At 66.5% G+C, this 12,158-nt stretch carries 14 protein-coding genes; 10 read left to right on the forward strand and 4 right to left on the reverse strand.

All coding sequences use genetic code 11. The annotated features are described in order from the left end of the window. Positions 1 to 33: 33 nt before the first annotated feature. A complete protein-coding gene (locus Q0W90_RS00895; protein WP_297594476.1) occupies positions 34 to 621 on the reverse strand; it encodes a peroxiredoxin in 588 nt (195 codons plus the stop codon). Positions 622 to 722: 101 nt separating this feature from the next. On the opposite strand from Q0W90_RS00895, the gene Q0W90_RS00900 reads away from it, so the two are divergent. From Q0W90_RS00900 to Q0W90_RS00915, 4 genes are read left to right on the forward strand one after another with little or no spacing between them, the layout of a single operon-like run. Then, positions 723 to 1,658: a hydrogen peroxide-inducible genes activator gene (locus tag Q0W90_RS00900; RefSeq protein ID WP_297772695.1), complete on the forward strand. Its 936-nt coding sequence runs from the start codon at positions 723 to 725 to the stop codon at positions 1,656 to 1,658. A gap of 34 nt (positions 1,659 to 1,692) precedes the next feature. Next, a complete protein-coding gene (locus Q0W90_RS00905; RefSeq protein ID WP_297772697.1) occupies positions 1,693 to 2,394 on the forward strand; it encodes an EthD domain-containing protein in 702 nt (233 codons plus the stop codon). Positions 2,395 to 2,403: 9 nt separating this feature from the next. Further along, on the forward strand, positions 2,404 to 2,847 hold the full coding sequence (locus Q0W90_RS00910) for a TIGR03618 family F420-dependent PPOX class oxidoreductase (protein ID WP_297596313.1): 444 nt from the start codon (positions 2,404 to 2,406) through the stop codon (positions 2,845 to 2,847). Positions 2,848 to 2,866: 19 nt separating this feature from the next. Continuing rightward, on the forward strand, positions 2,867 to 3,616 hold the full coding sequence (locus tag Q0W90_RS00915; protein ID WP_297596314.1) for an enoyl-CoA hydratase-related protein: 750 nt from the start codon (positions 2,867 to 2,869) through the stop codon (positions 3,614 to 3,616). A gap of 34 nt (positions 3,617 to 3,650) precedes the next feature. Here the strand turns inward: Q0W90_RS00915 and Q0W90_RS00920 are convergent, their stop codons facing one another. After that, positions 3,651 to 3,836 (reverse strand): (2Fe-2S)-binding protein, encoded by a 186-nt coding sequence (locus Q0W90_RS00920; RefSeq protein WP_297596330.1) that lies wholly within the window; start codon positions 3,834 to 3,836, stop codon positions 3,651 to 3,653. Between the two features lie 340 nt (positions 3,837 to 4,176). On the opposite strand from Q0W90_RS00920, the gene bfr reads away from it, so the two are divergent. From bfr to Q0W90_RS00950, 6 genes are all read left to right on the forward strand, one after another. Next, positions 4,177 to 4,656 (forward strand): bacterioferritin, encoded by a 480-nt coding sequence (gene bfr / locus Q0W90_RS00925; protein ID WP_297596332.1) that lies wholly within the window; start codon positions 4,177 to 4,179, stop codon positions 4,654 to 4,656. A 36-nt stretch (positions 4,657 to 4,692) separates the two neighbouring features. Then, positions 4,693 to 6,765 (forward strand): MDR family MFS transporter, encoded by a 2,073-nt coding sequence (locus Q0W90_RS00930; RefSeq protein WP_297772703.1) that lies wholly within the window; start codon positions 4,693 to 4,695, stop codon positions 6,763 to 6,765. 65 nt (positions 6,766 to 6,830) lie between these two features. Next, a complete protein-coding gene (locus Q0W90_RS00935) occupies positions 6,831 to 7,325 on the forward strand; it encodes a carboxymuconolactone decarboxylase family protein (RefSeq protein WP_297596337.1) in 495 nt (164 codons plus the stop codon). A gap of 104 nt (positions 7,326 to 7,429) precedes the next feature. Further along, complete coding sequence (locus Q0W90_RS00940) at positions 7,430 to 8,311, forward strand: TIGR03854 family LLM class F420-dependent oxidoreductase (protein WP_297596339.1); 882 nt, start codon at positions 7,430 to 7,432, stop codon at positions 8,309 to 8,311. A gap of 65 nt (positions 8,312 to 8,376) precedes the next feature. Then, a complete protein-coding gene (locus Q0W90_RS00945; protein WP_297701519.1) occupies positions 8,377 to 9,729 on the forward strand; it encodes a glutamine synthetase family protein in 1,353 nt (450 codons plus the stop codon). Positions 9,730 to 9,740: 11 nt separating this feature from the next. After that, positions 9,741 to 10,856: an amidohydrolase family protein gene (locus Q0W90_RS00950; protein ID WP_297772714.1), complete on the forward strand. Its 1,116-nt coding sequence runs from the start codon at positions 9,741 to 9,743 to the stop codon at positions 10,854 to 10,856. Between the two features lie 429 nt (positions 10,857 to 11,285). On the opposite strand, the gene Q0W90_RS00955 is transcribed toward Q0W90_RS00950, so the two are convergent. Continuing rightward, the gene (locus Q0W90_RS00955; RefSeq protein WP_297596387.1) at positions 11,286 to 11,729 is read right to left on the reverse strand and encodes a nuclear transport factor 2 family protein; all 444 of its coding nucleotides are present in this window, start codon (positions 11,727 to 11,729) and stop codon (positions 11,286 to 11,288) included. A 102-nt stretch (positions 11,730 to 11,831) separates the two neighbouring features. Then, positions 11,832 to 12,158 (reverse strand): cytochrome P450 (locus Q0W90_RS00960; RefSeq protein ID WP_297772706.1); only part of this gene is annotated, 327 nt, incomplete at its 5' end.

The raw sequence follows: 12,158 nt of genomic DNA on the forward strand, positions 1-12,158 counted from the left end.
CTCCTCATGAGACCTTATGCGATCGGGTCTAAATCAGGCCGACTTCTTGAGCAGCTCGGTGGCGTCCAGCGTCGGGTCACCCTTGCGCCAGTTGCAAGCGCACAGTTCGTCGGATTGCAGGGCGTCCAGGACGCGCAGCACTTCCTCGACGTTGCGGCCCACGGAACCCGCGGTGACCGAAACGAACTGGATCTCGTTGTTCGGGTCGACGAGGAAGGTCGCTCGGTCGGCCACTCCCTCGGCGTTGAGCACGCCGGTGCTCAGGCTCAGCTCCCGCTTGATGTCCGAGAGCATCGGGAAGGGCAACTTCTTGAGGTCCTCGTGCTGCGCACGCCAGTTGAAGTGCACGAACTCGCTGTCGATGGACACGCCCAGAACCTGGGCGTCGCGGTCCTCGAACTCGTCGTTGAGCTTGCCGAAGGCGGCAATCTCAGTCGGGCACACGAAGGTGAAGTCCTTCGGCCAGAAGAACACCACGCGCCACTTGCCGGCGTGGTCCTCGCTGGTGATGGTAGTGAAGTAGTCGTCAGGCTGCTTGGCGTCGACCTTGGACAGGTCGCCCGCGATCAGCGCAGTGAGCTCGTAGGCGGGGAACTGGTCGCCGATGGTTAGCAGAGGCATGTCGCTCCTTATTTGGATTAATTCAAGATTAGCTTCTTTCCACCATATTGCCCTGTACTCTTCTTGAAGTAAAGGTGATACTTCCCACTATACTTATAGGTATGACCGATAAGATTTATCAGCCGACGCTCGCCGGTCTTCGTGCGTTCGTCGCGGTGGCCGAAAGGCGTCAATTCAGCGGTGCGGCAGTCGCTCTCGGTGTCAGTCAGTCGACCTTGTCGCAGGCCCTCTCGGGGCTCGAGGCGGGCCTGGGCACCCGGCTCGTCGAACGCTCGACACGGCGTGTCTTCTTGACACCCGAAGGCGCGGAACTGCTGCCGCGCGCGCAGGCCGTCGTCGAGGCGACCGACGCGTTCACCGCGGCCGCGGCGGGCACCTCGGATCCGTTGCGGGCCGGCATGCGGCTGGGGCTGATTCCCACCGTGGCGCCCTACGTGCTGCCGACCGTGCTGGCCGGGGTCGCCGAGCAATTGCCGGGGCTGACGTTGCGGGTGACGGAAGACCAGACCGAGCGGTTATTGGCGGTCTTGCGTGAGGGGGCACTGGACGCGGCATTGATCGCCCTGCCCGCCGAGACCGCCGGGGTCAGCGCGATCCCGATCTACGACGAGGATTTCGTTCTCGCCCTGCCTCCCGGCCATCCGCTGGCGGGCAAGCGCCGGGTACCGGCGACGGCGCTTGCCGACCTGCCGTTGCTGCTGCTGGACGAGGGGCACTGCCTGCGCGACCAGGCGCTGGAGGTCTGCCACAAGGCGGGGGTGCGAGCGGAGCTGGCCAACACCAGGGCGGCGTCACTGGCGACCGCGGTCCAGTGCGTGACAGGCGGTTTGGGTGTGACGCTGATTCCGCAGAGCGCGGTGCCGGTCGAGGCCTCGAGAAGCCGCCTGGGCCTTGCGCAGTTCGCGGCGCCGCGCCCGGGCCGGCGGATCGGCTTGGTCTACCGCTCGTCGAGTGGCCGCGACGAGGCCTACCGCCAGCTGGCCGAGCTCATCGGGAAGTTGATCAGCAGCCAACACCAAGTGCGGCTGGTGAAGTAGACCTGTCGACGCCCGCCGACGGTAGGTTCGGCCTATGGAAAAGGTAATCGCGGTGCTCATGCGCGCCGAGTCCGAGGACGACTGGTGCGCTCGGCAGCGGGGGCCGGTCGCCGAGGCGCTGCTGGAGCTGGGCGTGCTCGGACTGTCGGTCAATGTCCGTGACGACGCCGTGCGCCAGTCGTTGATGACTCTCACGACGCTGGACCCGCCCGTCGCCGCGGTGGTGAGCATGTGGACCCAGCAGTGCTACGGCGAGCAGCTGACGGTGGCGCTCGACCTGCTCGCCCAGGAGTGTGACCAGCTCGCCGCGTATCTGGTGACCGAATCGGTCCCACTGAGTGCCCCCGCTGTCGAATTCGGAGCCCGCACACCGGGTTTGGCCAATATCGCGTTGCTGCGCCGGCCCGCCGACATGGACCAGGCGACGTGGCTGACCCGTTGGCAACGCGACCACACGCCGGTGGCCATCGACACGCAGTCGACGTTCGGCTACACCCAGAACTGGGTGGTGCGCACGCTCACCCCGGACGCACCGGGGATCGCCGGCATCGTCGAGGAGTTGTTCCCCGCTGAGGCAATCACCGACCTTCGGGCGTTCTTCGGGGCCGCCGACGACGGCGATCTACAACATCGGCTGGGGCGAATGGTGGCCAGCACGACGGCGTTTGGCGCCAACGAGAACATCGACACCGTGCCGACGAGCCGCTACGTCATCACCACGCCGTTCACGGAATGAGGAGTTGAGATGACAACGCTGCGCGACGCCGTGGCATTGGCCGCGGGGGAAAGCGGACTGGCGGTGGTATCGACCGTTCGCGGTGACGGGACGGTGCAGGCATCGCTGGTCAACGTGGGCCTGCTGTCGCACCCGGCGAATGGTCAACCGGTTCTGGGGTTTACCACCTACGGCAGAGTCAAGCTGGCCAACCTGCGTGCCCGGCCGCAGTTGGCCATCACCTTTCGCAACGGGTGGCAGTGGGCGACCGTCGAGGGGCGCGCGGAGCTGGCCGGGCCCGACGACACCCAGCCCTGGCTGACGGATGCCGATCGGTTGCGGTTGCTGCTGCGCGACGTGTTCACCGCGGCGGGCGGCAGCCACGACGACTGGGACGAATACGACCGGGTGATGGCGCGGGAGCATCGCGCCGTGGTGCTGATCGCCCCAACCCGCGTCTACAGCAACGGTTGAGCGGGCTTAGGCTGCGGGGGTGACGCTGCAGATCGATGACGACGAGCGGGTACGCACCCTCACGCTGAACCGGCCGGAGGCGCTCAACGCCTTCAACGAAGCCCTTTACGACGCCACCGCCGAGGCGCTGCTGGCCGCCGCCGACGATCCCGAAGTCGCCGTCGTCCTGCTAACCGGTGCGGGTCGCGGATTCAGCGCCGGTACCGACCTGGGCGAGATGCAGGCCCGTATCACCGACCCGGACTTCACCCCGGGCAAGCATGGCTTCATCGGACTCATCAACGCGCTCAGCGCGTTTCCCAAGCCACTGATCTGCGCGGTGAACGGCGTCGGGGTGGGGATTGGTGCCACGATTCTGGGCTATGCCGATCTGACATTCATGTCGTCGACGGCCCGCTTGAAGTGCCCGTTCACCAGCCTGGGCGTAGCGCCGGAAGCGGCGTCGTCATATCTGCTGCCGCAGCTGGTGGGCCGCCAGAATGCCGCCTGGCTGTTGATGTCCTCCGAATGGGTCGACGCCGACGAGGCGTTGCGGATGGGTCTGGTCTGGCGTGTCTGCGAACCGGACGAGTTGCTGCCGCAGGCCCGTCACCATGCCGAAATCCTTGCCTCACGGCCCATCTCGAGTTTGATGGCGGTCAAGCACACGATGATGGAACCGGTCCGTCCCGAGATCGCGGCGGCCACAGCGCGGGAAAACGCGCACTTCGCCGAGCTGATGGGAGCGCAAGCCAACGCGGCGGCGCTGGCTGATTTCAATAAAGGCTGACGCGTTTCGATAGAGGCCGAAGCGTCGTCCCGGATTAGGCCGACGGCGCTGCCTCTAGTTTCGCCGAGTCGGCGAGGATCGCCCGCAATGTGCGCCGGCAGCGACCGCAGTCACCGCCCGCCCCGCACGCCGCGGCGATTTCTTTGGATGTCGACGCACCCTGCGCGACGACATCGCACACGGTCTGGCTGGTAGCCCCGACGCACAGGCACACGTACATCAGCGCACCGCCTGCATGTTGGCATCCCCTTCATCGAAGATCCGGCCTAGCCACCGCATGTCAGCCCCGCGCCTAGACTCCGGGGTGCTTGAGCGCCCCGGCGACGGTACCGAACAAACATGCCGCATATTAGTTGAGTCTAACCTAACTTGCTTAGTGAAGTCTAACCTAATAAAGGGTTGCCTAGGTCACTTCGGCGCCGCACTGAGTGCAGCCAAACCTTGCTAGAACATTTGCGGCGGTCGTGGCAAAGTGCTGGTACAGCCCAGGTTTGTGCGTTCCAGCCCAGCGCACCGAACTGCGGCCGAACATGACACCCGCAGCCACCGTAGGAGTGAAAATGCAAGGGGATCCGGACGTTTTGCGTCTGCTCAACGAGCAGTTGACCAGCGAGCTCACCGCGATCAACCAATACTTCCTGCACTCCAAGATGCAGGACAACTGGGGTTTCACCGAGTTAGCTGAGCACACCCGCGCCGAGTCCTTCGACGAGATGCGACACGCCGAGTCGATCACCGACCGCATCCTGCTGCTCGACGGGTTACCGAACTACCAGCGCCTCTTCTCGCTGCGCATCGGCCAGACGTTGCGCGAGCAGTTCGAGGCCGACCTGGCCATCGAATACGAGGTGATGGACCGGCTCAAGCCGGCCATCGTCCTGTGCCGGGAAAAGCAGGATTCCACCACCGCCACCCTCTTCGAGGACATCGTGGCCGACGAGGAAAAGCACATCGACTACCTGGAGACGCAGCTGGAGTTGATGGACAAGCTGGGCGTGGAGCTGTACTCGGCGCAGTGCGTCTCCCGGCCACCCAGCTGACCTGGGCCGCGCCGAACTAGGTACCGTCGGGCTGGCATGACGAGCCCGAGAGCAGCGGTAAACCAGGCGACCCCGGCGGCGGATTCCGCGGCCAGCGGCGAGCTGATCAGTCCGCGACGGCGCAACCTGATCTTCGTCGCGGTCGTGCTCGGCATGCTGCTCGCGGCGCTGGACCAGACCATCGTCGCGACGGCGCTGCCGACGATCGTCGCCGACTTGGGTGATGCCGGCCATCAGTCCTGGGTCGTCACCAGCTATCTGCTCGCATCGACCGTCGTCACCGCGCTGGCCGGCAAGCTCGGGGATTTGTACGGGCGCAAGCGGGTGTTCCAGGCGGCCATCGTTTTCTTCGTCATCGGATCGGCGTTGTGCGGGCTGTCCCAGTCGATGGTCATGCTGGTGGGATCGCGTGCCCTGCAAGGGATCGGCGGTGGCGCGATCACCGTCACCGCCAGCGCGCTGATCGGCGAGGTCGTTCCCCTGCGGGAGCGGGGCCGATACCAGGGCATCCTCGGAGCGGTCTTCGGCGTCACGACCGTCATCGGTCCATTGCTGGGCGGCTACTTCACCGACTACCTGACGTGGCGGTGGGCGTTCTGGGTCAACGTGCCGATCTCGGTGGTCGTGATCTTCGTTGCCGCCGCGGCGATTCCGGCGCTGACCGCGTCCGCCAAGCCGGTCGTCGACTACTCCGGAATAGCGTTCGTCGGCCTCGGCGCCGCCGCCCTGACGCTGGCGACCAGCTGGGGCGGCGCGCTGTATCCGTGGGGGTCGCCGGCGATCATCGGCTTATTCGTCGGCGCCACGCTGGCGCTGGGCGTTTTCGTAGTGGTGGAACGTCGCGCCACCGAGCCGATCTTGCCCATCCGGTTGTTCGCCAGTCCGGTGTTCACGGTGTGTTGCGTGCTGTCCTTCGTTGTGGGCTTTGCGATGTTGGGTGCGCTGACGTTCCTGCCCACCTATATGCAGTATGTCAACGGTGTTTCGGCGACCACCTCGGGTCTGCGCACGTTGCCGATGGTGGTGGGGATGCTGATCACCTCGACCGGCAGCGGCACCCTGGTCGGCCGGACCGGCCGCTACAAGGTATTTCCGGTGACCGGTACCGCGCTGATGGCGCTGGCGTTTCTTCTGATGTCACGGATGGAGCCGTCCACGCCCACCCTGATCCAGTCGCTGTACCTGCTCATCCTGGGCGCCGGCATCGGGTTGTCCATGCAGGTGCTGGTTCTCATCGTGCAAAACACGTCGAACTTCGAAGACCTCGGTGTCGCCACATCGGGGGTGACGTTCTTCCGCACCATCGGAAGTTCGTTCGGCGCGGCGATATTCGGCTCGCTGTTCGTGAACTTCCTCAACGGCAGAATCGGGCCGGCCCTGGCGGCCAGCGGCGCCCCGCCCAGCGCGGTCAGTTCGCCCGGGGCCCTGCACCGGCAGCCACATGACGTGGCCGCGCCCATCGTGGCGGCCTACGCCGAGTCTCTCACCGCGGTTTTCTTCTGGGCCGCGCCGGTCGCCCTGGTCGGTTTCGTGCTGGCGCTGTTTCTGCGCGAGGTTCCGCTCAGGGATATTCACGACAGCACAATGGATCTCGGTGACGCGTTCGGCATGCCGACCACCGAGACGCCGGAACAGATGCTGGAGAACGCGATCGCGCGGATGTTGCGCGGCGAAACCGGCATGCGGTTGCGCAGCATCGCCATGCGACCCGATTGCCGGCTCGACGTCGCCGGGCTGTGGGGAGTATTGCGCATCAATCGCTACACGCAGATGTACGGGGCCGCTCGTCTCACCGACATTGCCGACTATCTCCGGATACCGTTCGAGGTTCTCGAGCCCACCTTCTCTCACCTGGCGGCTGACGGCTACGCGCAGGGTGACGGCGAACGGATGTGGCTCACCCCGGTAGGGGCTCAGCAAGTTGCCTACGTGCACTCGCTTCTGGTGGCCTGGCTCGTCGACAAGCTGGCCCGCTCACCGGGCTTCGAGGGCCGGCCAGATCGCCGCGCGGTGCAGGCCGCGCTCGAACGCGTCGCGCATCGAGTTCTCGCCCAACGAGATTGGCATGATGAAACGCCAACCACGGCTATCAACGCGGGCGTTCGCTAACCGGTGGCGGTGCCCGTTTCCCGACAACCGCGACCGCGGCCAGGCGGCGGGCGTACCATCACGCCATGAGCCGAATCGGAACTTTTGCTGATGACGACCTGGCCGGCTGGTTCGCGAAGTCCCCGGACATCGGCGGCGCACTCGGCGCCTTCAGCCAGGCGGTGTACACGAAAAACCGGTTGCCGTTGCGCACTCGCGAATTGGCGCGCGCCGTGATCGCTCACCGCAACGAATGCGTCGTCTGCGTCAACACTCGCGACGAAGACGGGCCCGCCGCGGGCGTCGACGAAGAGCTCTACGACCACGTCCACGAGTGGCGCACCTGGTCCGGCTACAGCGACCAGGAGCGGCTGGCGGCCGAGTTTGCCGACCGCTTCGCCACCGACCACACCGCGCTGCGCGACGACGAAGACTTCTGGAGCCGCTGCGCCGAGCACTTCTCCGATGAGTTACTCGCCGACCTGGCGCTGTCCTGCGCGTTGTGGGTGGGCATGGGCCGAGTGTTGCGGACCCTCGACATCGGCCAGGCGTGCAAGCTGACCATACCCAGCCGCGTGTAGCCGCCCACCACTTTCCGGGCGACCGGCGATGACGCGCGCGTCGGGCACAACTGGCGGCGCCACGCTGTTGCGCTACTGGTGAGACAACGCAGAGGGAGGCGCCGGTGAAAGTTCGTTTCGGCGTCGGGCTGGGTGCGGACACCGCTCCGAGTCAGCTGGCCGCCATCGTCGATCATCTCGAGGCCAACGGAGTGGACTCGCTGTGGTTTTCCGAGCTGGTGTACTCACCGGCGGTCGATCCAATGGTCGGGATGGCCTATGCGCTCGCCCGGACGACCCGGTTGAAGGTGGGGACCTCGGTGGCCGTGCTGCCGGGGCGGCATCCGGTGCTGGTGGCCAAGCAGTTGGCATCGTTGGCGGCCGTCGCACCGAAGCGGGTCCTGCCGGTGTTCGGTTTGCGTTCGGCGATCCCGGCCGAGCGCGCGGTGTTCGTGGTTCCCGACGGCCAGCGGGCGGCGGTCTTCGACGAGTCGCTGCGGGTGCTGCGCTCGGCGTTGGAAGAGGATTCGGCCTCGTTCACGGGCCACTACTTCACCGTCACCGGTGCGGCGGTCGCGCCGAGGCCGACACCGCCGCTGGAAATCTGGTTGGGCGGGTCGGCACCGGCGGCGTTCAGACGCATCGGCGCGCTGGGCGACGGCTGGCTGGGCAGCTTCCTCACCCCGGCGGAGGCCAAGGCCGGGCGCGAGGCGATCGAGCGGGCCGCGGCGCAGGCCGGCCGGCGGATCGAACCCGACCACTTCGGCATCTCGTTGGCCGTCTCCGACGGCGACCTGCCCGCGGAATTGGCCGCGGCGGCCCGCCGGCGCCGACCGGACCTCGACCCCGATGAGCTGATCGCCGCCGGGTGGGATCGGCTGCACCGCCAGCTGGACGCCTACCTCGAGGCGGGGTTGACGAAGTTCGTCATCCGGCCGGCCGGCAGTGCACCCGTGGACAGTTTCCTCGATCGATTCGTCTCCGAGCTCGTCGGCCGCCAGAACTGATCCGCGGTGCCGACGACGACACGGTTTGCCATACCGGGCCGCCTCGAGGTTGCAGAATGACTGCCATGACCGGTACACCGCTTGCGGCCGCGGCGATTGCCCAGCTGGAGGCCGAGGGCGTCGACACGGTCATCGGCACCGTCGTCAATCCCGCCGGCCTCACCCTGGCCAAGGCGGTTCCGATCCGGCAGACCAACACGTTCGCGGATCCCGGTCTGGGGGCGAGCCCTTCCTGGCACGTCTTCACCATCGACCAGACCGGCATCGCCTTCACCGCCGACGTGGGGGTGGTGGGGGATCAACGTCTTCGTATCGACCTGTCGGCGTTGCGCATCGCGGGCGACGGCCTGGCGTGGGCGCCCGCCGAGTTTTTCGAGCAGGACGGCACGCCCGTACGCACGTGCGGTCGGGGAACCCTGCGACGAATCCAGTCCGCGCTCGCCGAAGCCGGCATCGAGGCGACGGTCGGGCACGAAATCGAATTCCTTCTGGTCGGCCCGGACGGCGGGCGGCTGCCGTCGACGTCGTGGGCCCAGTACGGCCTTGCCGGCCTGCTGGAGCACGAAGCGTTCATCCGGGATGTGATCGGGTCGGCGACGGCGGCCCTCATCGGGATCGAACAGATCCATCCCGAGTACGGCGCCAACCAGTTCGAGATCTCGCTGCCACCGCAACCCCCGGTGGCCGCGGCCGATCAGCTGATTTTGATGCGGCTCATCATCGGCCGCGCAGCCCGCCGCCACGGCCTTCGCATCAGCTTGTCGCCCGCCCCCTTTGCCGACGGCGTCGGATCCGGTGCCCACCAACATTTTTCGCTGACGGCCTCCGGCGGTCCGCTGTTCTCCGACGGCGCAGGCACTCAGGGGATGACGCCGGCGGGGGAGAGCGCGGTGGCCGGTGTTGTCCGCGGCCTCCCGGAAGCCCAGGGCGTGCTGTGCGGATCGATTGTCTCGGGTCTGCGGATGCGGCCCGGTAATTGGGCCGGCGCGTATGCGTGCTGGGGCACCGAAAACCGCGAGGCTGCAGTGCGATTCGTCACCGGCGGACCCGGCAGCCCGCGTGGCGGGAACGTCGAGGTAAAGGTCGTCGATCCCTCGGCCAGCCCGTACCTGGCGTCAGCGGCCATCCTCGGGCTCGCGCTGGACGGAATCACATCCGAGGCCGCGCTGCCGCCGGAGATCACGGTCGACCCGGCGGCCCTCTCCAGTGCCGACCGCGAGCGTGACGGCATCGTGCGCCTGACCGACTCGCAGGCCGAAGCAATTGCGGCACTTGACGCATCGGAGCGGATGCGGTGCATTCTGGGCGATCAGGCGGTCGACATGGTGGTCGCGGTTCGCCGACTGGAACACGAGCGCTACGGCGACCGGGACCCCGGGCAACTGGCGGATCAGTTCCGCATGGCCTGGAGTCTGTGACAGGGCTGCGTATGACCGCCGACACCCGCGACCTGGCCGAACACATCGGCGGCGTGTCGCTGATCGATCAGCACGTCCACGGTTGTTGGTTGACGGCCGGGGAGCGGCAACGATTCGAGAACGCACTCAACGAGGCCAACACCGAGCCCATCACCGATTCGGGCTTCGACTCACAACTCGGGTTCGCCCTGCGAGCTCACTGTGCGGCCGTTCTGGGCCTACCCAAACATGTCGATCCGCAGGCATATTGGGATCGTCGTCGCCAGTTCGGCGAAGACGAACTCGGCCGCCTGTTCCTGTCGGCCGCCGGTGTATACGAATGGTTGGTGGACACCGGGATCGGAAGCGGCGGGTTCGCCGGGGTTGCGGATATGGCTCGGTTGTCCCGCGGCCGCGCGCGCGAAATCGTGCGCCTCGAGGAGGTGGCCGAGCAGGCCGCGCAAACGCCGGGTGACTACGCGGCGGCATTCGAGGAGATCCTGCGCGGGCGCGCGGCCGGCGCCGTCGGCACCAAATCGATTTTGGCTTACCGCGGCGGATTCGAGGGCGACCTCAGTGAGCCGTCGACAGCGGAGGTTGCCCAGGCCGCCGGCCGGTGGCGCGAGCGTGGCGGGACCCGGTTGCGGGACCGGGTCCTGCTGCGGTTCGGATTGCACCAGGCGCTGCGCCTCGGCAAGCCATTGCAATTCCACGTCGGGTTCGGCGATCGTGATTGCGATCTACGTCAGGCCAATCCGCTTCTGCTGCTTGAGTTTCTGCGCCAATCGGCGGACGTCCCGATCGTCCTGTTGCACTGTTATCCCTACGAGCGTGAGGCCGGCTATTTGGCGCAGGCGTTCAACAACGTCTATCTCGACGGCGGGCTGAGCGTGAACCACCTGGGGGCGCGGTCGCCGGCGTTCCTCGCGCGACTGCTGGAGATGGCGCCATTCTCCAAGATCCTTTATTCGTCAGACGGATTCGGTCCCGCGGAACTGCACTTTCTCGGAGCGGTGTTGTGGCGCCGGGGTATCCACCGGGTGCTCCGCGAATTCGTCGATAACGGCGACTGGAGCGAGACCGACGCGATCCGGGTGGTCGATCTCATCGCCCGCGAGAACGCCGCGCGGATCTACAACCTCACGTAGCCCGGCAACCGGCCATGAGAATGGATTCGGGCACAAATTTTTCACAAAATCCGATGTAACCAACCGTCGGTGCGCATAGGCTTTCGGAGACGGATCGGGCAACGTCACCAAACTGAGGCAACGAGGAGGTTTGGGCACATGTTGTCCGGTGCCGCGGTCACCGCGGCCATCGTCACCGCGGCCGCCGCTTTGGCGCGTCCGGCCTACGCGTCACCCAGTGGCGGTTGCTACCCCGCCGGTTCTGGTGACCGCGTGCCATATCCCCAACGGGGCAGCTTGTAGTCAAGCCCTGTCGCAGTTTGTGCCGAGGGATCGCCGGAATGGTCGATGAGGGGTGGCCATGCCGGCATTCCACGGCACCGCGCATCGATCAACGCATTGCGTTGCGCAGCAGTCCAATCCGCGAGCCCGCTCCTGAAAAGGGAACTGTCAGACAAGCGCCGACGCGTCGAACACCCAACTGGTATCGCCGGTCGCCAACGCCTCGAAGTGGTTCGGGGGAGCGAAGGCGACGAGGCTGTTCATGTCCCAGTAGTCTTTCCAGACCGTGATCTTGCCGTCGACGACCTTGTGGACCGTCACGAATCGCAGCACTCCCTGCTCGCCGGTCGCGAATGTCCATGTCTCGGAGTGCTCGTAGAGCACGTCGGAACCGTTGGACACCAGCACGCCGGTGTGGTTCTCGTAGCCCGCCAAGTGCTCGAGACCCATCTTGAGGCGTTTGACGATGTCCTCCGGACCGCGGGCCGACAACGCCGGAACCGGCATGTCGACGTAGAGGCAGTCGTCGGACAGAAACGTCGGGATCGCTTCCCAATCACGCCTCGAAAGGGCCTGCCACAGCCCATGGACGACGTCCTCGACCGCGATCATAGAAACCTCTGTCATACCGGCCAATAAACTCGATCACCGCGCCGGTGTCAACCACCTGCGTCAACCCGCGCGCGTCGGCCCGTGATGAGATCCGGCGGACGACTAGCTTTCGGCGGCGGCCATCGACCGGGCCGGCCCCAGCGCCACCGGCAGTGACGACCATCCCCGCAGCACGCGGGTCTCGCGCCTGCGGCCGGCCCCTGCCGCGCGCACCTCCGGGAAGCGGTCGAAGAAGGTCCGCAGGCCCACCTCGCCCTCGGCCCGGGCGAGGGCTGCGCCCAGACAGAAGTGCCGGCCCCCGGAGAAAGCGAGATGCCTTCCAGCGTTTGGCCGTTCGATGTCGAAGCGGTGCGGGTCGTCGAACACGGCCGGATCCCTGTTGGCGGCAGCCAGATACACCAGCACCAGGTCGCCGCGGGCGAGCTGCCG

Source organism: Mycobacterium sp., assembly GCF_025933915.1.
GTDB lineage: Bacteria > Actinomycetota > Actinomycetes > Mycobacteriales > Mycobacteriaceae > Mycobacterium.